25 protein-coding genes and 1 other RNA gene are annotated in these 24,940 nt (G+C 45.1%); 23 read left to right on the top strand and 3 right to left on the bottom strand.

Going from position 1 to position 24,940, the window contains the following annotated elements; all coding sequences use genetic code 11:
* The first annotated feature begins 146 nt into the window (after positions 1–146).
* Entirely contained in the window at positions 147–569 is a 423-nt protein-coding gene (locus BT127_RS09815) for a flavodoxin (RefSeq protein WP_075424828.1), read from the top strand.
* Between the two features lie 80 nt (positions 570–649).
* On the opposite strand, the gene BT127_RS09810 is transcribed toward BT127_RS09815, so the two are convergent.
* On the bottom strand, positions 650–2,089 hold the full coding sequence (locus tag BT127_RS09810; RefSeq protein ID WP_075424827.1) for a family 16 glycosylhydrolase: 1,440 nt from the start codon (positions 2,087–2,089) through the stop codon (positions 650–652).
* Between the two features lie 262 nt (positions 2,090–2,351).
* On the opposite strand from BT127_RS09810, the gene BT127_RS09805 reads away from it, so the two are divergent.
* Positions 2,352–3,668, top strand: a complete 1,317-nt coding sequence (locus BT127_RS09805) for a dockerin type I repeat-containing protein (protein WP_075424826.1) — start codon at positions 2,352–2,354, stop codon at positions 3,666–3,668.
* A 267-nt stretch (positions 3,669–3,935) separates the two neighbouring features.
* The gene (locus tag BT127_RS09800) at positions 3,936–5,150 is read left to right on the top strand and encodes a cation:proton antiporter (protein ID WP_075424825.1); all 1,215 of its coding nucleotides are present in this window, start codon (positions 3,936–3,938) and stop codon (positions 5,148–5,150) included.
* A gap of 4 nt (positions 5,151–5,154) precedes the next feature.
* On the opposite strand, the gene BT127_RS09795 is transcribed toward BT127_RS09800, so the two are convergent.
* Positions 5,155–6,084: a hypothetical protein gene (locus BT127_RS09795; protein WP_075424824.1), complete on the bottom strand. Its 930-nt coding sequence runs from the start codon at positions 6,082–6,084 to the stop codon at positions 5,155–5,157.
* A 9-nt stretch (positions 6,085–6,093) separates the two neighbouring features.
* Positions 6,094–7,326, bottom strand: coding sequence for an RING finger protein (locus BT127_RS09790; RefSeq protein ID WP_075424823.1), 1,233 nt, complete (start codon positions 7,324–7,326; stop codon positions 6,094–6,096).
* A gap of 494 nt (positions 7,327–7,820) precedes the next feature.
* On the opposite strand from BT127_RS09790, the gene aroB reads away from it, so the two are divergent.
* The 20 genes from aroB (at position 7,821) to BT127_RS09690 (ending at position 24,928) form a co-directional block, all read left to right on the top strand.
* A complete protein-coding gene (gene aroB, locus BT127_RS09785) occupies positions 7,821–8,864 on the top strand; it encodes a 3-dehydroquinate synthase (protein ID WP_075424822.1) in 1,044 nt (347 codons plus the stop codon).
* Between the two features lies 1 nt (position 8,865).
* Positions 8,866–10,092: a 3-phosphoshikimate 1-carboxyvinyltransferase gene (gene aroA, locus BT127_RS09780; RefSeq protein ID WP_075424821.1), complete on the top strand. Its 1,227-nt coding sequence runs from the start codon at positions 8,866–8,868 to the stop codon at positions 10,090–10,092.
* Positions 10,073–11,125, top strand: a complete 1,053-nt coding sequence (locus BT127_RS09775) for a chorismate synthase (RefSeq protein ID WP_075424820.1) — start codon at positions 10,073–10,075, stop codon at positions 11,123–11,125. Before aroA ends, BT127_RS09775 begins: the two co-directional genes overlap by 20 nt.
* A gap of 9 nt (positions 11,126–11,134) precedes the next feature.
* Complete coding sequence (locus BT127_RS09770) at positions 11,135–11,728, top strand: DUF4364 family protein (protein ID WP_075424819.1); 594 nt, start codon at positions 11,135–11,137, stop codon at positions 11,726–11,728.
* Positions 11,709–11,903: a hypothetical protein gene (locus tag BT127_RS09765; RefSeq protein WP_075424818.1), complete on the top strand. Its 195-nt coding sequence runs from the start codon at positions 11,709–11,711 to the stop codon at positions 11,901–11,903. Before BT127_RS09770 ends, BT127_RS09765 begins: the two co-directional genes overlap by 20 nt.
* Positions 11,904–11,915: 12 nt before the next feature.
* Complete coding sequence (locus BT127_RS09760; protein ID WP_075424817.1) at positions 11,916–12,215, top strand: hypothetical protein; 300 nt, start codon at positions 11,916–11,918, stop codon at positions 12,213–12,215.
* Entirely contained in the window at positions 12,212–13,042 is an 831-nt protein-coding gene (locus BT127_RS09755; protein WP_075424816.1) for a dockerin type I domain-containing protein, read from the top strand. Before BT127_RS09760 ends, BT127_RS09755 begins: the two co-directional genes overlap by 4 nt.
* A gap of 110 nt (positions 13,043–13,152) precedes the next feature.
* Complete coding sequence (gene glyA / locus BT127_RS09750; RefSeq protein WP_075424815.1) at positions 13,153–14,409, top strand: serine hydroxymethyltransferase; 1,257 nt, start codon at positions 13,153–13,155, stop codon at positions 14,407–14,409.
* Between the two features lie 60 nt (positions 14,410–14,469).
* The gene (locus BT127_RS09745; protein ID WP_075424814.1) at positions 14,470–15,261 is read left to right on the top strand and encodes a class I SAM-dependent methyltransferase; all 792 of its coding nucleotides are present in this window, start codon (positions 14,470–14,472) and stop codon (positions 15,259–15,261) included.
* A gap of 28 nt (positions 15,262–15,289) precedes the next feature.
* Positions 15,290–15,706: an NUDIX domain-containing protein gene (locus BT127_RS09740; protein WP_075424813.1), complete on the top strand. Its 417-nt coding sequence runs from the start codon at positions 15,290–15,292 to the stop codon at positions 15,704–15,706.
* 43 nt (positions 15,707–15,749) lie between these two features.
* Positions 15,750–16,076, top strand: coding sequence for an inorganic diphosphatase (locus BT127_RS09735; RefSeq protein WP_082334985.1), 327 nt, complete (start codon positions 15,750–15,752; stop codon positions 16,074–16,076).
* 9 nt (positions 16,077–16,085) lie between these two features.
* Positions 16,086–17,357: a replication-associated recombination protein A gene (locus BT127_RS09730; RefSeq protein WP_075424812.1), complete on the top strand. Its 1,272-nt coding sequence runs from the start codon at positions 16,086–16,088 to the stop codon at positions 17,355–17,357.
* A 1,578-nt stretch (positions 17,358–18,935) separates the two neighbouring features.
* A complete protein-coding gene (locus tag BT127_RS09725; RefSeq protein WP_075424811.1) occupies positions 18,936–19,250 on the top strand; it encodes a DUF1292 domain-containing protein in 315 nt (104 codons plus the stop codon).
* Between the two features lie 70 nt (positions 19,251–19,320).
* A non-coding RNA gene (ssrS, locus tag BT127_RS09720) (6S RNA) lies at positions 19,321–19,504 on the top strand.
* 153 nt (positions 19,505–19,657) lie between these two features.
* Positions 19,658–20,359, top strand: a complete 702-nt coding sequence (locus BT127_RS09715) for an amino acid ABC transporter permease (RefSeq protein WP_075424810.1) — start codon at positions 19,658–19,660, stop codon at positions 20,357–20,359.
* Positions 20,360–20,371: 12 nt separating this feature from the next.
* A complete protein-coding gene (locus BT127_RS09710) occupies positions 20,372–21,133 on the top strand; it encodes an amino acid ABC transporter ATP-binding protein (protein WP_075424809.1) in 762 nt (253 codons plus the stop codon).
* 34 nt (positions 21,134–21,167) lie between these two features.
* Entirely contained in the window at positions 21,168–21,899 is a 732-nt protein-coding gene (locus tag BT127_RS09705; RefSeq protein WP_075424808.1) for a metallophosphoesterase family protein, read from the top strand.
* 514 nt (positions 21,900–22,413) lie between these two features.
* On the top strand, positions 22,414–23,082 hold the full coding sequence (locus BT127_RS09700) for a response regulator transcription factor (RefSeq protein ID WP_075424807.1): 669 nt from the start codon (positions 22,414–22,416) through the stop codon (positions 23,080–23,082).
* 81 nt (positions 23,083–23,163) lie between these two features.
* Positions 23,164–24,078, top strand: a complete 915-nt coding sequence (locus BT127_RS09695) for an ABC transporter ATP-binding protein (RefSeq protein WP_075424806.1) — start codon at positions 23,164–23,166, stop codon at positions 24,076–24,078.
* A complete protein-coding gene (locus tag BT127_RS09690) occupies positions 24,071–24,928 on the top strand; it encodes an ABC-2 transporter permease (RefSeq protein WP_075424805.1) in 858 nt (285 codons plus the stop codon). Before BT127_RS09695 ends, BT127_RS09690 begins: the two co-directional genes overlap by 8 nt.
* Positions 24,929–24,940 lie beyond the last annotated feature (12 nt).

The following is a 24,940-nucleotide window of genomic DNA, read 5'->3' as shown; positions in this document are numbered from 1 at the left end:
CAATAACGAAAGTCCTTATGGAGCAGAAGAAGCCGCAATGGAGTTGAACAAGCCTTCTGCATCTGATATAATAACAATGTTAAAGTGTATACAGCACTTTTTATTTTGATCAAGGGTTAGCCAAGGCTAACAGAAAGGAATTAATCATGAGTAAGATCGCAGTTGTTTTCTGGAGCGGTACAGGCAATACAGAGGCTATGGCAAATGCCGTTGCTGACGGAGCTAAGGAGAAGGGTGCAGAGGCTGAGCTCATCAGCGCTTCTGACTTCAATGCCGATTCAGTTGCAAATTATGACGCATTTGCTTTCGGTTGCCCTGCAATGGGTGCAGAGGTTCTTGAGGAAGACGAATTCCAGCCTATGTGGGATGCTGTAAAGGGCAGTCTCGCAGGCAAGAAGGTAGTTCTCTTCGGTTCATACGGCTGGGGCGACGGCGAATGGATGCGTAACTGGGAGGACGATGCAAAGAATGCAGGAGCAGATATCGCTGCTGATTCACTTACAGTAAACGAAGCTCCCGACGACGATGCTGTTGCTCAGTGCAAGGCACTCGGCGCTGCTATTGCTTGATTTTTACAAGACATTTTCAAACAATCTCCATAGAAAAGGGTACTGCTCCGGCAGTACCCTCTTTATTTTATATTTACTTGTCAGCTTATCTCTTCAACACGGACATTTGAAATGTATACAGTTGCGGAAGAACCTCTGTGTCCAAGATTGAATTCAAGGCGTCCGTTAGGATCATCCTTGTCCTTCATTTCAAATTCGTATGTGAAAGTGGTCTTTTCTGTGGGAACAGTGAGCTTTGTGTCTTCCAGATAGCGTATCCATCCGGCAGTCGGTGCAGATACACATACAACTATATCTCTTTCCTCATCTGCTCTTGCATCGAATGTGACTCTGTACTTCTTACCCTTTATCATTGGAAGTTCAGGCTGTACCAGCTGTACCGAATAATCAACAGTACCTTCATTCTCTGTTTTGATTATCATTGTATTGTCGCTTATCTCTGCTGAACCTTCGCCCCCTTCAAACAGAAGGAATTTCCAGTTCACGTCATCGGTAAGGTCCTCGTTCTCAGCGAAATCTCCGTTGTAGATATAGTTTCCGTCCTCAAGAGGTTCACGGTAGTTTTTCTCAGGCTTTGTAACATTGGTATCGTACTGCGGTTTCTGATAAACTCTTACGTAGTCCACTTCAAACTCTGCCTTGTCGAAATCAGTGGTATCATCAGGATCTCCGGGCCATGTACCGCCTACTGCAAGATTCATCTGCACAAAGAACGGCTGATCGAAAGGTGCAGGATAAGGCTTTTCGTCCTCGCCCTCTACCGCAGTGAACCAGTCATTTACGGTGTGGTAGAGTTCACCGTCGATGTACCAGCGGAACTCTCCCGGTTCCCATTCTACCGAATACTCGTGGAAATCCTTGGAATAGTCCGTACCTTCAAGGACGTATGTCCCCTGCTGTTCCGCATGAGGTTCACCGTAGTGAAGGGTACCGTATGCAGTATCCACACTGCTTCCAAGCACTTCCATTATGTCGATCTCTCCGCACTTAGGCCACTGTCCATAGTAGCTCTCATCCTTCGGCATCATCCATATTGCAGGCCAGAGTCCCTGTCCTTCGGGAACTTTGGCACTTACAACGACCTTTCCGTAGGTAAAATCTGTCTTGTTCTGTCCCGTGACCTTGCCCGATGTATAGTAGTCCTTGCCGTCTTTTTCGGACTTTATCGCCTTGATAACGAGTTTACCGTCCCTGACGAAAACGTTGTCAGTTGAAGTGGTGTACTCCTGAAGCTCCTCGTTTGTCCAGCCGGGCTCGTGGGGTTCGTAATTCCACTTTGTCTCGTCCATTTCCGCACCGTCAAACTCGTCATTCCACAGCAGATCGTAACCCGAGATCTCAGGTACATCGCTGTTTTCCTCAACCGCTGAGGTAGTTTCCGAAGAAGTCTCGGAAGCTGCGGAAGTCTCAGGCTGTTCGGATGAAGCAGCGGGTTCGGAAGTGTTTTTTTCTCCGCATGATGCAGCATTCATCAGCATTAAAGCAGCAGCCGCAGCGGAAACAGTTTTTTTGATATTCATAAAATTCCTCCTGTGTGATTTATTTTCCCTGATATTATTATATCTGAATCAGCCGCGGAAAGATAACACAATCGATTTAATTATAGCACAATCATGATGTTTTCCGTTAATCCCGCTTTTTTCACGATAAGAATGAACAGCAGTCAGGAGTAGCTATTATGTTTAAAAAACTCTGTCAGTATTTGTCACTTATACCGATTGAAACACATACTTAATTCGATTATAATATAAGTAATGAATTAAATTTTAAGGAGGAATAATAATGATGAAACTAAATGCAATACTTTTGTCAGCTTGCCTTGCACTCGCTCCGCTCTCTTCGCTCACTGCTTTTGCCGCAGATGACGTTACTGTTGTCTCAGATACAGATGTTGACACAGTTCAGGGCGATGTTATAGAATACGTGGACATTTCAATGTTCTTTCTGCAAAACTGGTTCTATCCTGATCAGATAGCTGATTCCTTTGATATTTATGCTCGCGATGACAGACTGAATAATGCAGATTGTCACTGGGAATCATGGAACGGTAAAGAATGGGTGCCGTATAAAGACGTACCCTTTATCGATGCGGAATACACATTTGTCGGAACACTGACCGTAGATAAGGAAAATTATCCTGATGCCAAGCTTTCTCAGAACACTGAGGTTTACGTTAACGAGACACTTGTACGTCCGGCAGATGATACCGAGTTTTCAGTAAGTGAGGACGGTTATTCTCTTAGTTTCCGTTCCAAGCCATTTGTCTATAAAGATGATATCGTTAAACCCAAGCCGAATAGTTGGGACTTATTTGATATGAGAATGATGTGCGGTGAGGTCTCATGGGATTTTTATGATATATACACCGAAAAGACCTGGACAGAGTACAAAATAGAAATAGTTGACGAAGAAGGTAATGTTCTCGTTTCGTATAAGGACACAGATAATTATTGTAATATATACGAAAAGATCTTAGAACTGAACGATGAAAATGACAGTCTTGGAGGAAAGAGATTCGCCCTTAACGTAACTGCATTTGACAAGACTACAGATGAATGTGTTTCTCCCGTAAAGACTTTTGACTACGTCTTCCCGACTAAAAAACAGCGACTGCATTTCACAGATAAAATATCTTCTGTAGTTTATTTCGTTATAGGCGATGAGTCGGTCAATTTCCGTGCAGATGCAGAACCAAAGGGCGATGAGAGATATACATGTTTTTCAGATTTCGTTTCGGTCGGCGGCGTAACAACATGGGTGGACTGCTCTACGGACGGTTATTACACTTACAGCGGACTGAATGACGGCGGACTAAATGCCCAGGATGACGGAAGAGAAATACTTTGCTGTGTTTACTCTAATGATGAGAATCAGGATTATCTTCGTACTAAAGTAGTACTGAAAGCGGTTGAAAAAGGTGATGTCAACTGCGACAAGGAAATAGGCATTGCGGACTGTGTAGCTCTTAACAGCTGGCTTCTCGGCAATAAATCGGGAATAACTCTTGCATCTGCCGCTGACCTCAACAATGACAAAAAAATAAACGTATATGATGAGGTCCTTCTGCGTCAGGCTATCGCCGGTCAGAAAGATGCATAACCTAACACTGTTTCTTATGACTTTCAAAAATATAAGGCAGGTCATTGTGTGACCTGCCTTTTTCATAGCCAAAAAGAATTTTGCCTTTGATAATATCCGGATAAAAAAATAAGGCAACACTACTGCTTTCAGACAACTTTTTTGTGAATAACCAACAAACATCCATGCCGCTTTCTGAACATATTGACAAAGATCAAAAAACGTACTATAATAGTCTTAGTTGAGAGCTTACAGGCTCTCTTTATTTATGAGGAAAGGAACTTTAAAATGGAAACCTATGAGATTCTCAGAGACCTTGCCATCATCGTGATATGTGCAAAGGGCGGAGGCCTTCTCGCAAGAAAATGTAAAGCGCCTATGGTAGTCGGAGAAATAATCGCAGGTCTTATTATCGGACCATGCCTGCTGAATATCGTGGAGCCTACCGACTTCATCAACAAAATGGCTGAGATAGGTGTTATTCTCATCATGTTCTCGGCAGGACTCGAAACAAACCTTCAGGAGCTGAAAAAGTCGGGACTTATCGCGCTGCTGATAGCCTGCATAGGAGTACTCGTCCCCCTTGTCTGCGGAAGTCTGATGTATATGGCAGTTTACGGATTCGCTTCTTTCGGAAGTGACGAGTTCTTCAAGGCTGTTTTCATCGGCTGTATCATGACAGCTACTTCCGTAGGTATAACCGTAGAGGTGCTGAAGGAAATGGGCTACCTTAAAAGCCGCGTGGGACAAACTATACTCAGCGCCGCTATTATAGACGACATCATCGGTATCATTGTACTCACATTCGTACTCGGATTCAAGGATCCGAACAGCAACACCCTCCTTGTTACGGGAAAGATAGTGCTTTTCCTGGTACTCTCGGCAATACTCGGCTATATTATTTATCGCCTTTTCAAGTACTACGACGAACGCCACACACACACACGCCGTATACCTATCATCGCAACGGGACTGTGTCTTGCAATGGCTTATGTTGCCGAAAAATACTTCGGTATCGCAGATATCACAGGTGCATATATTGCAGGCATCATCCTCTGCAATGTCCGTGACGCTGAATATATCGACCGCAGAGTAAACATCAACGGCTATATGTTCTTTGCTCCGATGTTCTTCGTGGGTATCGGACTTAAGACCGATTTCAGCGGAGTAGACTCCAGCATGATAGTATTCTCTCTGGGATTCGTAGTTGTCGCACTTCTCAGCAAGATAATAGGCTGCGGAACTGTTGCGAAGCTCTGCCGCTATTCATGGCTTGACAGCCTTAAAATAGGCGTCGGAATGATGACACGAGGCGAAGTTGCACTCATCATCACAAACAAAGGTCTCGGACTCGGTATAATCGATTCTTCCTACTTCACAGCAGTTATCCTTCTGATAATCGTATCCAGCATCGTAACTCCGATATTCCTTAAGCTGCTTTTCAGCAAAACAGATGATAATTCTGAAAAGGCGATCACCAAAGAGTCCGCTAATAAAGCCTGAACGTTCAGATCTCGTTGTTGATGTGCTCATCATAGCTTGTTTCGGAGTGTGCTGAACTGAGGGCACGATAAGCCATTTCTACCTGGAATTCGTTCATCCATATCCTGAAGTTCAACTCATTGCCTTCCGAATCGGTATATCCGATCATCAGGTAGTTTTCGGTTTCTGAACCTGCATAGATACCGCCCTTGTAGTTCTTTATATGGCGTATCTTTTTACTTACATCTTTTATACAGCGGTTATCTATCGCGCGTATCTCAGTCTGATTGTAAACAACTGTGTAATTTCCGCCGATATTGATACCGCTGTTTTCGCTTTTAAGTCCGTTATAGTGAAATGAAAGCATCCTGCCGTTCAGGTAAGAGCGTTCGATATAGGGAAGTTCATCTCCGCAGGAACGTAGAAACGCCCTCACAGGAGTACGCTTAAGCTTCATTATCCCCCACAGGAGGAAAATGCCGCCTGTTACCGCAAGTATCACGTTAATGGCGATATCCCCGCTTTTCCAGAACACAGAGGGAAGAAAGAAAACAAGTGAGAACAGTATAAAGACAATTCCCGCAGGTCTCAGAAAGCGCCTGTCAAGGTCCGCCTTCATGGTCTTTGTCCTTACTGTTTCAAATTCATGTGAACCTGCGTATTTTTCGTACTTCTCACGCCACTTATCACTTGTGTAGTACTCGCCGCTTTCTATAGCGGCTTTTTTGTTGTTCTGACCTTTCTCCGAAACTATCTCCAGTGCAAAGCCTCCCAATACTACTACTCCTGCCAGTGCAGTAAATAAAGCCGCCAGTTTCACACCAGTGCCGCTTATCAATGCATACACAAAACCCGCAGGCAGACCTGTGAATATTAATAACAGGAAGCGCTTCTTCCTGGGAAGAAGCGCCGGATGTAACCTTTTATTCAGTTTTTTCTTAAGATCATCCTTCATTAAATCACCTTAAAAATCGTCTATTTTTGTCTTGCACATTGGACACCGCTTGTCGCCCTTGTGATATTTTGCTCCGCAGTAAGAACATGTAAGTCCATCATCCGAGCTATACTTCACAGGAGTTTCATAACCGCCTGATGTACTATACTTTGATGACGTTCCGAAGCTGTCGGATGTACCATACTTCGATGACGTTCCGAAGCTGTCCGATGTACCGTACTTTGACGATGTTCCAAATCTGTCGGATGTACCATACTTCGATGATGTTCCGAAGCTGTCCGATGTACCGTACTTTGACGATGTTCCAAATCTGTCGGATGAGCCGTATCCCGATGACGTTCCGAACCTGTCAGCTGTATAACCGGAACCGCCTGAATAGTAGCTGCTGTCATCCTCATCAAGTACAGCTCGCCTGTACTTAAGCTTACCGATACCCGTCATAATGTAGGCATGGAATGTAACAAAAAGCAAAACGAGCAGACTTGGCACCATTTTTCCCAATGCGGAAAAGATGCCGGGTTTCTTTACATCAGGAAGTATCATCTGAAGCGAATCATTTATTGCTTGTCCCACATCGCTGTTGGAGTTTTCCAGTTTATTCTGCATCGAATTTGTGAAACGAGCTGTAACATGTGCATCGAGGACATTGTCCGTATCATCGCCCTGCATACCTTCCCATGACCAGTTCTCCGAACCGTCATACTTCGGGATCGAATACACTATCAGCCAGTGCATTTCATCGTCAAATTCATCGAGATACCTGTCATATGCATAGCTTTCAAGGTCGCCGTAACGCTCATTCCATTTTTCGTTATATACAGTTACTATCGAAGGCTGTATTCCCGATTTCTTGTAGAACTCATTGAATGTGGCTTCAAGTTCACTGCTGTTGCTGATAACACTTGCCTCATCGGCAATTATCATCTTATCTACTACTTTCGGTCTGATATTTTTCACCGAAGCAACGATCATTGCGCCGCAAACCAGGAAAAACGGCAGATAAAATATAAGTACAAAAAGACGCAGCGGCGAGAATTCCGATCTTGGATCGCTGGATGAATAGATATACCTTGTCCTTCCGAAGCTGCTGTAACGGTATCGCCTTGATCCGGGATAGTATGAGCTTCTGACAGAACTGTAGGATCTTGTTCCCGATGAACTGCTGCGGCTCGAACTGCTGTGATGTGAACTGCTGTGATGAGATCCGCCTCCGTGCGAACCTCCGCCTGATGAATGTGGCATGATAATTCCTCCTTATATCATTGTTTTTGACTGTTTAAGCGGATTATTACCCCTTCATCCGCTTTATACTAAGTATAACTCATTTTACACTATAAGTCAACCATTTTTATACTCTATAGGCAACACCGCACAAAGACCGCCTGACGGCTTTGTGGCACATCTGCTTGCATATTTTCCGGCATCTTGCACACAAATTCCTTGACATACGTCAGTATGCCTGCGAAATTTATGCACAATCTGCCGTAAAATCTGACTACGCATCTGCACCACAATCTCTGTGCGGTGTTGCCTATACTGTTTTTAAGCTTAGGTTATCAGAATGATTTTCCCTTGACACAGATACTTATTATATGTTATAATATCAATGTCAGAAAAATGATCATTTAATCGGATTAATCAGCCTGTCAACTTCTGCGCTGTTATGACATAATTCAAGCCGCTGCATGGTCTGCAATGATCAGCTGCGGTATTTTTATTTGAAAGGATAAAGAATTATGAAGAAGATACACGTCGATACACGAACTCCCTATGATGTACTGATCGAAAGAGGCACTCTCAGCAAGAGCGGCGAGCTTATCTCGACGGTCACAGACTCTAAAAAAGCCGTTATTATAACCGATGATATCGTTAAGGACTTATATGCTGATACTCTCGTTGATTCCCTCGAAAAAGCAGGTATCTCAGCTGCCGTTTTCACCTTCAGAAACGGTGAGCAGTCCAAGACTCTCTCTACCCTCAGCGATATTTTCGATTTTCTTTGCGAACAGAACCTTACAAGAAGCGACTTTCTCATCGCACTCGGCGGCGGCGTAGTCGGCGATATCACCGGATTTGCTGCGGCTTCGTATCTTCGCGGCATAGACTTCGTGCAGATTCCTACGACTCTCCTTGCACAGGTAGATTCCTCTGTTGGCGGAAAGACTGCCGTTGACATCAAGGGCGGCAAGAACCTCGTGGGAGCTTTCAAACAGCCTGTTCTCGTTATCTGCGACAGCGACACACTTAAGTCCCTTCCAAAGGAGACTCTTGCGGACGGCATGGCTGAATCCATAAAGTACGGTATGATAAGGGACAAGTCCCTTTTCGAGCTCATCGAAGCTCACAATATAGACAATATCGACGAGGTAATGGATGAAATGGTATATACCTGCATCGATATAAAGCGGGCTGTAGTTGTCAACGACGAATTCGACCGCGGTGAACGTATGATACTGAACTTCGGCCACACTATCGGTCACGCTATCGAGGGCTGGCATAACTACACCGACTACACTCACGGCATGGGCGTTTCGGCAGGAATGTGCATCATGACTCGCAGACTCTGTGATGCCTCACTTACCGAAAGGCTGGAAAACTGCGTAAAGAAGTACGGTCTGCCAACAGATACAGAAGCTCCTATGAGCGAGCTTCTCCCCTTCTGCTCTACCGATAAAAAGCGTGAACACGATTCTATCAGCTACATCGTTTGCCCTGAGATAGGCAAGGCAGATATAGTGAGAGTTACAGTCAGCGAATTCGCTGCACTTATGGAGGGTTGATATGAACGTAAGGATCTCTCCCTCAAAACTCAGCGGACACCTTGATATCCCCGCTTCAAAAAGCTGCGCTCACAGAGTTATCATCTGTGCGGCACTTGCAAACGGAACTTCACATGTATCAGGCGTTACCATGTCCAAGGACATAGAAGCTACTATCGGCGCTATGAAAGCTCTCGGCGCTGATTTCATAATAGACGGCAGCAATATAACAGTTACGGGAATAGGCTCGCCTGCGGAAAAGGCAGTTATCGACTGCAACGAAAGCGGTTCTACCCTTCGTTTTATTATCCCCGTTGCTGCTGCACTCGGTACCGATTCCCGTTTCATCGGACGTGGAAGGCTCCCTCAGCGTCCCATAGACATATACAAGCGTGAACTCAGCAAGCACGGAGTCCGCTTCATCACAGAGGAAATGCCCTATGACATCAGCGGAAAGCTCACAGGCGGTGTCTATGAAGTTGAAGGCAACGTATCTTCACAGTTCATTACGGGACTCCTTTTTGCCCTGCCCCTCCTTGAAGGCGACTCTGTCATAAAGCTCACCTCTCACCTCGAATCCCGTCCCTATGTGGACATAACCGTGGATATACTGCGCCGTTTCGGCATTTCTGTCACAGAAACAGAGGACTCGTATTCCATACACGGAGGCCAGTCCTACACTCCCCACGACGAGAAAATAGAGGGCGATTACTCTCAGGCTGCCTTCTTCTATGTTGCCAATGCAACAGGAAGTTCGGTCGATATAGGAAATCTGAACGAAAAAAGCGTTCAGGGTGACAAGAAAATCCTTGATATTATCAGTGAAATGTGTTATAATGGCAATAGAGTCTGCTTCAGCGCAGATTGTTCCGATATTCCCGACCTTGTGCCGATACTCACTGTACTGGCTTCTTACGGCTCGGAAAAGTCGGTCATATACAACGCTGAAAGGCTCAGGATTAAGGAAAGCGACCGCCTTGAGACCTCTGCCGCTATGATAAATGCTCTCGGCGGAGATGTCTCGGTAACTGATGACGGACTCATCATCAGACCTTGCGGTCAGCTCAGAGGCGGCACTGTTGACGGCTGCGGCGATCATCGTATCGTCATGGCTGCGGCTGTAGCAGCTCTCGGTTGCAGCGGAGACGTCATTATAAAGGGCGCTGAAGCTGCTGAAAAATCTTATCCCGAATTCTTCAAAGATCTCACAGCACTCGGAGGTAAAGTTAATGTCATCGATATGGAATAACCGCATTTCTGTTTCTATATTCGGAGAGTCACAGGATCCCACAGCAGGTATCACCATAAGCGGTCTTCCCGCAGGCGAATTCATCGATGCCGAGGAAGTTTCGTCCTTTATGGCAAGAAGATACCCTTCTGCACTCAGAAACAGCTCTCAGCCCTGTATACAGGCAAGTCCCCGTATAATATCAGGTGTGCTGAACGAGCGTACAACAGGTGCGCCGTTGTGTGCCCTCATACAGAATGCTGAAATACGCCATATCGAATACCCCGTTGAAGTTCCCACAGACCGTGTCGGTACTTCCGACTATACGGGTACAGTGAGATACCGCGGATATACAGATGTCATGTACCTTGATAAGTTCACCGACCGCCTTACCGCTCCCCTGTGCTTTGCAGGCGCTGTCTGCGGTCAGATACTTGAAAGGCGCGGCATCTATACAGGAGCTCATATACTTCAGCTCCACAACATCAAAGATAATCCTTTCGATCCCGTCAATATAAGCAGAGACGGAGTCATCAGCGTCCGCAGCAAGGACTTCCCCGTTATTCATGACAAAAAAGGCTGGGACATGCTCGCTGACGTTGAAAAAGCCCGTGAAACAGGCGAATCCCTCGGCGGCATTGTCGAATGTGCGGCGATAAATGTCCCCGCAGGAGTCGGCTCGCCTTTATTCGACGGTCTCGGAAATACTATAGCTCAGCTGATATTCGGCATCCCCGGTGTAAAGGGACTCGAATTCGGTACGGGCTTCGGTTCGGCTGAAATGCTCGGAAGTCAGAACGATGACGAGTTCTGCACCGACAAATTCGGCAGATCATTCACAAAAACCAATAATCACGGCGGTATCATCGGCGGCATATCCTCAGGTATGCCAATAACGCTGAAGGTGGGATTCGTACCTGCCCTGCCCGTTTCCGCCGCTGATTCTTCAAGCGATCACGAAGCCTGCTTTGTTCCAAAGGCGGTTCCCTGTGTGGAAGCAGCTGTAAATATAGCGCTTCTTTCACATATGCTTGATTATCCGAATTTCTGTTAGGGTGGTTATATGCAGGAAGAAAATATTTTCAAAATGTCCGAAATGGCTGATACCGAGATCAAGGACGTTCCTACACTGAATATACTCCTCTGCTATCTGCTTTATAAGATCGGCAGACCTGTTTGTACGGAGCATCTCTATGATATCGCTATCAGTACAGGTGTCGTAAATTACTTCTGCTATCAGGATTCCCTCGATTATCTGCTGAAAAATCAGCTGATAGGCGAGGAAAAGGACGCCGAGGGTACGGATTGCTATGCTCTCCTTCCAAAGGGCGAGGCATGTGCCAAGGAGCTGAAAAAATATGCCCCAAAATCATACAGGGACAAGCTCGTTCTTGCAGCTCTCAGATACTTCGCACGTCTCAAACTCGAACAGGAGATCAAGATAGAGTATATCCCCCTTGAAAAAGGCTGCTATGCTCATATCCGCTGCCTTGATATACAGAACGACCTTATGGACCTTAAACTGTATGCACCCGATATGAAACAGGCTAAGCTTATCGGTGAAAGGATAATGCTCAACCCTTCGGGTTTCTATGGAAAAGTGATAGAGCTTGCTCTTTCCAACGAGGAGGTAAGCTATGACCTTTCCGATAACTGATCATTTGCTCCCTCTTGCGGAGCAGACAAAAGATATTTCCCAAGGAACTGTGATAGCTGTTTTTATCATCGTGTTCCTTGCAGTCTCTGTCGCTACAGCCATGATCACATACAAGACCAGAATGAAACGCTTCAACAAAAGCGATCCTAAGGATAAAAACAGCAAAGACCAATAAGGAGGCAGTTGTATGAACTATGACGCCGATCTTTATATACACTCTGTTTTTCAGGGATTTTTTCCTCTTGATGTTATCGAGGCTCATTTCGACGAATACCGCTCTGCCGCCGAAGAGCTCTCTCATGAACTTGACTGGGATGAAGTTCTGCTCTACGCCGTTTATCAGTATGAACCGGATGGCAACGCACTTCTTTCAGCAGATTTCATGCTGCTGAGAATGCCATACCAGAAATATTCGGAGCTTGCAGAAAAGATCTCGTCTACCTGCAGACTGTTCTTCTTCAGAAGCAGACAGGAGGAATTAACATGAAGTTTTCTGAATTTATCTCCGCTGCGACTGCCGCTGTCATTCTTGCAGTATCGGCAGTACCTTTCAGTGCTTCCGCAGCGGATACAAAAAAACATAACGTTATCGTCCTCGATTTCGAGGGCAGGATAATGGAAACTCTTTCCGTCGAGGACGGTAAACCTGTCGACCTTTCAAAGATCGATACCTCAAAGCTTGAACGTCACCTGGATATATACACTCAGATCGCTTTCAGCTCCTGGGGAAATGTTCCCGATAAGGTGACAAGCGACGTAACTATCCAGGCGCTTTACAAAAAAGCCGTCATCTCTCTGGACAGCCTCCCCACTAAAAAGGAATACCTTGATAACTGGGGCGACATCGACCTTTCGGGACTCAATGTCACAATTACCATGACAACTCAGCTTCCCGAAAAGGACAAAGACGGCCATTTCAAGACCAAGACCGAGACCGTCAATATCGGTGAACACTGTACATCTGAACCTTCAAGGCTCGAAAACGCCTTCGCAAATTCAGACAGCGCTACGGTTAAGGTCTACCCCATTGTCGGTGATGTGCCGATAGCTACATACGATATCAGCTATTATCCCTATCTCGGTGATGCTGATATGAATGGCTTTATCGACGCTTCTGATGCAACATACATCCTTATGGCATACTCGTCTGCCGCTACAGGTTCGCCGCTGAGCTACGCTCCGGGACAGAAAAAGCGCTGTGATATCGACGGAGACGGTTCGATCGATTCAAATGACGCTACAATGATACTCCAGTTCTATACATATGCATCTGTTACAGAGCATCCGAGCTGGAATGAGATATTAAAGAAATAAATAATGCCGCAGGAAGGTTTCCGCCTTCTCCAAACACGTTCATCACCGGATCTGTATCCGGTCGATATATATTGAGCAAATCAAATATTTTAAAGGAGTGCTGAACTACAATGTACAATGATCTCATGGATTCTATCGGCTTCGTTTCAAAGTATGACCCTGCTGTGGGTGCTGCAATGGATAAGGAGCTTGCAAGACAGAGAAGAAACCTCGAACTCATCGCAAGTGAGAATATCGTTTCTCCCGCAGTTATGGCTGCTATGGGTTCTGTTCTTACCAATAAATACGCTGAGGGTTACCCCGGAAAGCGTTACTACGGCGGATGTCAGTGCGTTGACGAGGTAGAGGCTATCGCTATCGAGCGCGCATGTCAGCTTTTCGGTGCTAAGTACGCTAACGTACAGCCGCATTCAGGTGCTCAGGCTAATACTGCTGTTTACTTCGCTGTTCTCCAGCCCGGCGATACTGTTCTCGGTATGAGCCTTGCAGACGGCGGACACCTTACACACGGTTCACCTGTTAACCTCTCAGGTAAATACTTCAACTTCGTTTCTTACGGTCTTGACGATGAAACAGAGACTATCAACTACGATGAAGTTTACAAGCTCGCTAACAAGAACAAGCCAAAGCTTATCGTTGCAGGTGCATCTGCTTATCCACGCGCTCTCGACTTCAAGCGTCTTTCAGAGATCGCAAGAGCTGTTGGTGCGCTCCTCATGGTAGATATGGCTCACATCGCAGGTCTTGTTGCTGCAGGCTGCCACGAGTCACCTGTACCTTATGCTGATATCGTTACAACTACAACTCACAAGACTCTCCGCGGACCAAGAGGCGGTCTTATCCTCACAAACAACGAGTTCCTCGCTAAGAAGATAAACTCCGCTATATTCCCAGGTACACAGGGCGGTCCTCTCATGCACACTATCGCTGCTAAGGCTGTTTGCTTCGGTGAGGCTCTCAAGCCTGAGTTCAAGGACTATCAGAAGCGCATAGTTGAGAACGCTAAGGCTCTTGCTGACGGACTCCTCAAGAGAGGCTTCAACCTCGTTTCAGGCGGTACAGATAACCACCTCATGCTCGTTGACCTCCGTCCTTTCAACATCACAGGTAAGGAACTCGAGCACAGACTTGATGAGGTTTATATCACTGTTAACAAGAACGCTATCCACAACGATCCCGAGAAGCCATTCGTAACAAGCGGTATCCGTATTGGTACTCCTGCTGTTACTACAAGAGGTCTCGGCGTTGAGGAAATGGAAAAGATCGCTGAGTACATCTACCTCTGCGCTACAGATTTCGAGAACAAGGCTGACGAGATCCGTGCAGGCGTTAACGCTATCTGCGAGAAGTTCCCACTTTACAAGTAATAATATTGCAAAAGGGACGGACAAGACTGTCCGTCCCGCTATTTTTTTGAGGAAGAGAAAATGTCAGCAGCATCAGAAAGTAGCTTTAATACAGTTGCATCCGATTACGATAAATACCGTCCCACTTACGTTGCTGAACTCTACAGAATAATTTTCGGTTATATGCCTTTGAACGAAACTTCAACGGCGCTGGAGATCGGAATAGGTACAGGTCAGGCTTCTGCGCCGATACTCAGTACAGGATGCAGTCTTACTGCCGTGGAATACGGAGACGAGCTTTCTGCCATTTGCCGAGAGAAGTTCAGGAACTATCCTGACTTCTCGGTAATTACAGGCAGATTTGAAGAAGTCGGTCTTTCCGAAAGCACATTCGATCTTGTGTATTCTGCGACCGCTTTCCACTGGATACCCGAAGACATCGGCTATCCGAAAGTACTCTCGCTGCTGAAAAAAGGCGGAGCCTTTGCACGTTTCGCAAATCGTCCTTACCGTGACAAGGGCAACACTCAGCTTTCCTGCGAGATCGATGAGCTATATGACAGGTACTACTATCCGTTTCACGGCAAAAAACGCAGACCGTCCGCAGAATTCACCGAAAAACAGGCTTCGGATATTGCAGAAACTGCCGTAAAGTACGGTTTTACCGATATAAAATACACACTTTTCCGCCGTACAAGGACTTTTTCCGCAGATGAATACTGCAAATTGCTCGGCACATATTCAGACCATATCGCAATGGACGAAGATATAAGGACAGCTTTCTTCTCTGAAATAAAAAACGCTATAGACTCTCACGGCGGTTCTATAACGATATACGACACCATAGACCTGGAGCTTGCGAGAAAGCCGTAATTAACTGATATCCAAGGGGGTTGAGCTTATGACAGCAACTTTGATCGTCAAGGGCATCGTCTTTTCGCCCGACATGAAAAAGATACTTCTGCTTCAGCGAAGCAGCTTTGAAGATACGGGAGCTTACTGCTGGGAGCCTCCGGGAGGAAAAATAGAGGAGAACGAATCTCCCGAAGAAGCGGTATTGCGTGAGATACAGGAAGAATCAGGCATATCGATAGATAATGTCGATGAACTGCTCGATGTTTCGCTGTTTAAACATAACGGACACACACTCCTCTCTATCGGATACCTCTGTCATTCCGATACATACAGCGTAACACTCAGCGAGGAGCATATGGACTACCTCTGGGCTGACGAGGAACAGTGCAGAAAAATGATGCTTAAAGAAATTGTGGAGGAACTCGACCGCAAAAACGTTTTCTCCATGCTGATAAAAGAATAATACACCAAGTACCAGACAAAAGTATTTTCAGAAGGAGAAAATCATGGTGATAGGAAGAAAAGTAAAAGTTACGGTCGACCGTCCTCTCGGAAGCTGTCACCCCGAATACCCGGACATGGTCTATCCCGTAAATTACGGTTATATTGCAGGAATTATCGCTCCTGACGGTGAAGAACAGGACGCTTACATCCTCGGTGTTGACCATCCTGTTGATACGTTCACGGGAAAGATAATTGCCATAATCAGACGCGCAGATGACGTTGAAGAAAAATGGGTAGTTTGTCCCGAAAATACAACTTTTACCAAAGATGAGATAATGAAACAAATCGAATTTCAGGAGAAATACTTCAAATCAGAGATAATTATGTAGGAGGTCACTATGGCTGCACCATTAGCAGATAAAATTCGTCCGCGAACTCTCGATGACGTTGTCGGTCAGGAGCACATCCTTGCGGAAGGCAAGCCCCTGCGCCGTATAATTGAAAGTGGAAAAGTACCGAACATGATATTCTATGGTCCGTCAGGCGTGGGAAAGACTACTGTTGCCCGTATCATAGCCGAAAACTGCGGAATGTCGCTGTATAAGCTCAACGGTACGAATTCCTCGATATCGGATATAAAGGACGTTGTATCGCAGATAGGCACTTTCGGAAGCGAGAACGGCATCCTCCTTTATCTGGACGAGATACAGTACCTTAACAAAAAGCAGCAGCAGAGTCTCCTGGAGTACATAGAAAACGGCGAGATAACCCTTATCGCAAGTACTACCGAGAACCCCTATTTTGCCGTATATAACGCCGTCATCAGCCGAAGTACTGTATTCGAGTTCAAACCTGTTACAGCGGATCAGCTAATTCCTGCCATAAAACGTGCATTCAGGCTGATAGGCGAAGAATCAGGCAGCGAAGTGGTCTATACAGATGCTATCTGCCGTACTATAGCCTACGGATGCGGCGGAGACGTTCGGAAAGCCATGAATACCGCCGAGCTCTGTACCGTCTGCGGTGATGTTTCAGAAGGCAGGATAACTATAACTCCCGAATCGCTGGAGCTTCTTTCTCAACGCAGCAATATGCGCTATGACCGCGACGGCGACGAGCATTACGATATCCTCTCAGCCTTCCACAAATCTGTGCGAGGTTCGGACGAGAACGCTGCTCTGCATTATGCTGCACGTCTTATTGAAGCGGGAGATATAATCTCACTCTGCCGACGGCTTCTGTGTATAGCAAGTGAGGACGTAGGACTCGCCTACCCTCAGGCAGTACAGATAACCAAGGCATGTGTGGATTCGGCGCTTCAGCTGGGACTTCCCGAAGCGAAGCTCCCTATTGCCGAGGCAACTATCCTCCTTGCGACTGCTCCCAAGTCCAACAGTGCATGTATGGCTATAGATGCAGCCCTTGCGGACCTTCAGAGCTGCGATGCCCTCGATTATCCCCGTCATCTCCAGAACAAGCACTTCGACGGACAGGGTGCCGCTGTTGTTGGACAGCATTACAAGTACCCTCACGATTACCACAATCATTACGTCCGTCAGCAGTACCTTCCCGATGCGCTGAAGGACCACGTTTACTATGAATTCGGCGATAACAAGCAGGAACAGGCTGCTTTGCAGTACCGCAGAAAGATACTCGAAGAAGCAGAATAACGAAAAAGCCTCAGCGGACAACTGAGGCTTTTGATTATTTATTATTGTTTTAAGCGACTTTCATCACTTAGCTTAATTTCTCTTTGGACTCATTCCTTTCAAGTTTAATGAACCTGCCGGACCCTGACTGCTGCTGCATCTGTGATGCCCCGAAGCAATCACTCCGGTCTTTAGTTATATAATACCCATTGGTATACACCTTTCGCAGTTATTTGCACTGTTGTGCATGTAATACCATATGGTATGCTATCATATAATTGATCCATCCATAGGTTTGGTTCGATTTGCTGACCCATGATACTTCCACACCTTTCGGCATCCCGAAGCATCACCCCAGCTTTTGATCATTTAATTTCCCATTGGATTCACCTTTCAGAAATTATTTTCAGCGTTTTATACGCCTTTTGAAGTCTATTCAAAGCGACTTTCATCACTTTACCGGATCTGTCCTTTGGACTCATTCCTTTCAGACTTATTTTCTGCCGAGCTCACATCCTGCACATTGAAAACTCTGTGCCTGAAGGTCCTCAGGCATATTCTGCGTTCTGACTCTCGTCAATGCACACTAAAGACACGTTTTACGCATCATTATTTCATAATTAAAGCGACTTTCATCACTTTACTATATTTCCCTTTGGAATCATTCCTTTCAGAATTATTTACTGCCGGGCTCACATCCTGCACATGAGATCCATGCGCCTGAAGGTCCTCAGACATATTTTCCGCACCTCGACTCTCGTCAATGCACGTTCAAGATACTTTCAAGTATCGTTATTTCATAATTAAAGCGACTTTCATCACTTTACCATATTACCCTTTGGAATCATTCCTTTCAGGTTTTATATGCCGAGTTCACATCATGCACATAGCACTCTGTACCCCGAAGGTTCCCAGCATCAAATTACATAACTTCCATTGGATTCACCCTTCAGAAATTATTTTCATATACACCGCTTATGCAGCATATATTAACCTTTAGGTTAATGAAGATCAATTTCTCATCGGACTCAACCTTTACTTTTTATTTTTTTGACAATATATCTAAAGACTCATCGTCGAAATTTCAGATAATCCTGTATCGAAACTGAGTTTAGACATGAAGTCGTTTTATTTCAGCAATGCGTCAGCCTGATGACACGAATTCTTTAATTCTGTAGCTTACAACTATGGAACAAGTTATATAAACCTATATTCCCTGAAAATTATTCAAGTCACTCAGCAAGTCCGCCGACTTCACGCTGCTGTGATATAGTTTCTTCCATCGGACTCACGTTCCTTTCCGCATAAAATCATTTACATTGAGATATTACTCTCAGTCCAAGTAAATCCAGCTTGGAGTATCTTTTATGATCTCTCCGTTTCCTTGAGTCTATATTAACACATCCTTTAGCAAAAGTCAATAGTAATTTTCAATATTTATTATTTTTTTAGTAAGTTTCGGCGAATAGTACAATACGAATATTTTTCATCTGAGCATCTTGCACAAATCACTATGTGTTATTATTTACCGCTTGATTTTTTAACTGATATGTTGTATAATATCTATACTATATGGCGTACGCCGGATTGGAGAATACTATGTCTGATATGAACGAATACACTCCCGAGCTCTTCGAGCTTATCGACGACGAGGGAAACAAAAAGAACTTTGAACTTATCGACTGCGCTGAAATAAACGGTGAACAGTACTTTGCTATGGTACCTGCTGCCGAGGATGACGACTTCCTTAATGCAGACTGCGATCTTATCTTCCTTAAGACTATCGAAGAGGACGGCGAGGAAATTCTCGCTTCTATAGACGATGACGAGGAGTTCGATCAGGTATCCGAATACTTCCTTCAGAGAATGGCTGACGTTCTCGATCAGTTTGAACCTGATGATGAGGAAGAATAATTTTTTTCGGTTTTACATAAAAAAGGTATTGATTTTTTGAAAAAGATGTGTTATAATAATAGCAGATAAAAAACATCTGCCTTGTTCGAGTAATTATAGTTTTTATAATCCAACACATTTCTCAAGGGAATTCAGCTCCGGCTGCGGATTGCAGACCTCCCGTTTTCGGAAGAAGGGAGCGTGAAACATCCGGGCGTTTACCCACCTGCTTCGTGCGGGTTTTATGCACTATATGACGGCAAGGCGGACTTTTTTACATCTTTGCTTTTCATGCGGCTGATCTTCAGCCGCTTTTTTCTTGCATTCTTTGCAATAAACTATTGCATTTTATATCAGAAATATGATATAATTATTTCGGAATTTTAAACTAATGGTTCAATGACAAATAATCAAAGGCGGTTTTACCTATGACAAGCGAACAGATCAGAACTCTGGCTTCACTTATGCTGGAGTACATCCCACCTACCCTTAAACTATTCGGCTTTACCCTGCTTTATTCCATACCACTCGGCATGATAGTCGCACTCCTTAAAATGTGCCGTTTCAAGCCGATATCATGGCTCACCAACCTATACATACTCATTATGCGAGGCACTCCCCTGCTTCTCCAGATAATCGTGGTATATTATTCAGTCCCGATACTCAGGATGAACGAAAAATGTCCCGCAGGTCTAAAATCTCTCCTGGACAGAGTTGAGATACGAGACAGCTATATGTTCAGGATGATACTTGTGGCTTTCGTCCTCAACTACGCCGCATATTTTGCGGAGATATTCCGCGGCGGCATCGAAGCTATACCAAAGGGACAGCATGAAGCCGCTGGAGCACTGGGATTCAGCAAGCTCCAGACCTTCTTCCGCATAATCCTCCCACAGGTATTCAAGCGTGTCATCCCTGCAAGCTCCAACGAGATAATAACACTCGTCAAAGACACTTCTCTCGCCTATGCTATGGGCTACATGGAGATAATGTACATCGCCAAGAAACAGATGAGCCTTTACAGCTCACTTGTCCCTCTTTTCCTTGCAGGTCTGTTCTATTTCATCGCAGCAACGCTTCTGACGCTTCTTTTCGCCTTTATCGAAAAGAAGCTAAGCTACTACAAGTAAGGAGGCATAATTATGGCAATGCTTGAAGTCAACAACCTTTCAAAAAGCTTCGATAAGCTGGAAGTCCTCAAGGATATATCTTTCAATGTGGAAAAAGGCGAGGTAGTAGCTGTTATCGGTCCCTCGGGAAGCGGAAAATCCACTATGCTGCGCTGCGTGAACCAGCTCGAAAAAGCGGACGGCGGTACCATAAAGGTCTGCGGTACGGATATGCTCGTAAAAAACAGCAGCGGCAAAACTGTCTATACAGATACAAAAACTCTCAGGGATATAAGACTGAAAACCGGTCTCGTTTTCCAGAATTTCAACCTTTTCCCCCATATGAGCGTACTCAGAAACATTACAGAAGCTCCCGTATGCGTACTTAAGCAGGATAAGAAAAAGGCTAAGGAAAACGCTATGGAGCTCCTTAAGAAAATGGGACTCGAAAGCAAGGCTTCCGCTTACCCCTGCGAACTTTCAGGCGGTCAGCAGCAGCGTGTTTCCATCGCAAGAGCTCTTGCACTCTCGCCTGAGATACTCTTCTTCGACGAACCTACTTCCGCTCTCGATCCCGAACTTACAGGCGAGATACTGAAAGTTATCAAAGAACTCGCCGCAGAGGGAATGACTATGGTTATCGTAACTCACGAAATGGCTTTCGCCCGTGATGTTGCGGATAAAGTTATATTCATGGAAAACGGCTACATCGTTGAAATGGGCGCACCCGAACAGCTCTTCGGCGAGGATGCTTCCGAACGTGTAAAGCAGTTCCTTCAGCGCTTCAACAGCTGATACTCCTCAAAAAACTAAGGAAAGGAGTGAAGATATGATATATGTTACAGGTGATATACACGGCAATATAGACATTGACAAGCTGCTGCCCGAGAATTTCCCCGAAGGTTCAGCGCTTACCCGTGATGACTACGTCATCATTTGCGGTGATTTCGGACTTCTGTGGGAAGATTCCGATATCGAACACTACTGGCTCGGCTGGCTCGACAGTATGCCCTGGACTACTCTGTGGATAGACGGTAATCATGAAAATTTCGACATAATCGCCGATTATCCCGTTGAGGAATGGAACGGCGGAATGATACAGAAAATAACCGACAATATATTTCATCTTTGCAGAGGTCATATCTTTACTATCGAGGATAAACGGATTTTCGCCTTCGGCGGTGCTGAGAGCCACGACAAGGAATTCCGCATAGAGGGACAGTCCTACTGGACGGCAGAGCTCCCCACGGAAGAGGAGATAGCACATGGCAGAAAGGTGCTTGAAGATGCCGGCTGGCATGTGGATTACGTTATAACTCATTCGCTCCCGACGGATATACAGGCAGACCTGTTCGGCGAATCGGACTTTCCTGCGAACCGCCTTACAGACTTCTTTGAGGAGGTAAGTCTTAAGCTTGATTTCAAGCTGTGGTTCTCTGGACACTACCACCAGACACTGATATGTGACGATAAATTCTTCCTGCTGTACAATGACATTATAAGACTGTCGGACGATCTCCTTGACGAAATTACCGATGATACGGACGAACTCACAGAATAGATATCCACCTTTGAATTTTTCACTCATACAGAAATACAAACAATTATTGCAAAGGCAGAAACAGCAAGCTATTAAACAAAACAGGCAGATATTTCTACAGGAAGTATCTGCCTGTTATACTTTCAACAATGAATCACTGTACAGCTTGAAATCCGCCTCAATAAATGTTATAATTAATGTGTACTCAATAACCGCCTAATGGCGTTTATTGCCCCGAACTTTGTTCGGGGAGCGCAAATTCTTCATAAATTATTGAATTTGCGCGTCGCATTTCTTTATGTCAAGCTCATTTTGCCCTTTCGGGCAAAACAAAGTGCAGGAAAAATCTTCTATATTATAAAATTTTCTTGCACTTTGACAACTTAAAATCGGCTATAATAAGCTGAGATAGCCGATTTTAAGTTGTTGAGCAGACATTAATTAATATGTACTGAATAACCGCCTTATGGCGGTTATTGCCCCGAACTTTGTTCGGGGAGCAGACATTAATCATAAAAAGCCATGAGGTGAACCTATGCCAAACATATTGATCATAGATGACGATGCACATATCAACGATATCGTCTCAAAAGCTTTGAAAGCCGAGGGATACAACGTAACAAGCGCCTATTCGGGAACAGAAGCTTTGCTGCTGCTTTCGCATAACAAGCCCGATCTCATATTGCTCGACCTTATGCTCCCTGGATTATCAGGCGAGGAACTTCTGCCACAGATAAAGGATATTCCCGTGATAGTGGTAAGTGCCAAAGCTGATGTGACAGACAAGGTCGAACTGCTGGTAGGCGGTGCTGCGGACTATATCACAAAGCCGTTTGATATGAAGGAACTGCTGGCAAGAATTATGGTGCAGCTTCGGAAGAACGAAAACTATGCCGACAAATCACTTCTTACTTATCGGGAGATCACCCTCGATACGGATAAACATACCGTTTCCGCAAATGGCAGTGAACAAAAGCTCACAAGAACAGAGTTTGCGATCATGAAGCTGTTGATACGTGATCCCGAACAGGTAGTTGCAAAGCTTACCATATTAGACCGTATCAGCCTTGACACGCCTGACTGCACCGAGGATTCCCTGAAAAGCCATATCTATAATCTGCGGAAAAAGCTGAAAGCACTGACCGGCAAGGAGTATATTTCATCGGTCTGGGGCATCGGTTTTATGCTGAATGAAAAATCTTGACTTTTTCTTCACTTTTTTCTTTACCGTTTTCTTTACTTTTTTGTTTTATAATGTTTTCAGAAACATAAAGGAGGTCAAAATATGGATTATGTTCTGAGAACAACCAATCTTTGCAAACATTACAAAAATTTCAAAGCCCTCAACGGTCTGACGATGAATGTCCCGAAAGGCTCTATCTACGGCTTTGTCGGCAGGAACGGCGCAGGCAAAACAACACTTATCCGCCTTGTATGCGGATTGCAGCTCCCAACAAGCGGAGATTTTGAACTGTATGGAGTCAAGCACTCCGACAAGGCAATTTCAAAGTCGAGACGCAGAATGGGTGCAGTCGTGGAAACGCCGTCTATCTATCTTGATATGACAGCGGAGGACAATCTCAAACAGCAGTACCGCATTTTGGGTATGCCGAGTTTTGACGGAATTTCGGAGCTTCTGAAACTGGTCGGTCTTGAAAATACGGGCAGGAAAAGGGCGAAAAACTTCTCCCTCGGCATGCGTCAGAGATTGGGAATTGCCGTTGCACTCTGCGGAAATCCTGATTTCCTTGTACTGGACGAGCCGATAAACGGACTTGACCCGCAGGGTATTATTGAGATCCGTGAGCTGATACTCAAACTCAACCGAGAGCAGAAGATCACGGTGCTGATCTCATCGCATATCCTTGATGAGCTGTCACGGCTTGCCACGCATTACGGCTTTATCGACAGCGGGCGTATCGTTCGTGAGATGAGTGCGGAGGAGCTTGAAGCCGCCTGCCGCAAGTGTATGCGAATTACTGTGAGCAATACTGCGGTGCTGGCGAGTGTGCTTGACGAAATGAAGCTTGAATATTCAGTTATTGACGATAAGACAGCCGATATTTACGCAAATCCTAATATCACTCAGCTTTCCTTAGCACTTGCAAAGGACGGCTGCGAGGTACTCTCGTTGGAAAAGCATGATGAGAGCTTAGAAAGCTTTTATATCTCGCTGGTGGGAGGTGAAAAGCATGAGTAATCTGTTAAATGCGGAATTTCATCGAATTATAAAAAATATCTCCTTCTGGACAGGCACGGTCTTTTCTGTCCTATGGGTTGTGTATAATGTAATGTGTGAGGATTTCGAGAACTCGCCGGGTATAGAGAGCTTTATGTTCGGTAATCTTTTTCAAATTCTTGTTTTGACGGGGTTGACCTCTGCGCTTTTTATCGGAGAGGAATACTCCTGCGGTGCTATCCGAAACAAGATATCGACAGGTCACACACGCTCATGCGTATATCTGACCGAGCTTTCACTATGTTCGGGAATGATGATATTCAACACGTGTATCTGTATGCTGACTGCTTTGGTATGCAGCGTTATACGTGGCTACGGCTTCAATACCGAAAGGCTTGTGCTTATTAAGGTGTTTGTCTGCTGTCTGTTTACATCTTTGGTGGCTGCAGCGGTCATTGTGCTTTTTTCACTCAATCTCCATACCAAGGTATCGGGGCTTATAGCAGCTGCTTTGGTAATGCTTATGCTGACATTGATGGGAAATCAACTGTATCAAAGTCTGAAACAGCCGGAATACAGGATAAACTATTTGTTTGATGAAAACGGTCAAACTATTGGAGAGGACAGTGTATATAAAAATGAGTATTATATCGGAGACGGAAAACGGATAGTGACAGAAATGTTATATATCCTCGACCCTATCGCTGTATCATATTATGAGGGCGAGATGCAGTACGATGATGAAATATACTGTGAGCGTTCAAAGATAGTTGACAAGCCATTCGCAAAAATACCGATCTGCTCTTTGGCAGAATGTGTCGTTCTGACGGGTGTTGGTTTGTTTGTGTTTAAGAGAAAAGATTTGAAATAAAGGAGTGTTAAT

Origin of the sequence: Ruminococcus sp. XPD3002, assembly GCA_900119535.1 — a bacterium.
In the GTDB taxonomy this organism is placed as follows: Bacteria; Bacillota; Clostridia; order Oscillospirales; family Ruminococcaceae; genus Ruminococcus; species Ruminococcus flavefaciens_H.
The sequence above is the reverse complement of the archived record's forward strand: the minus strand, read 5'-3'. Positions and strand labels throughout refer to the sequence as shown.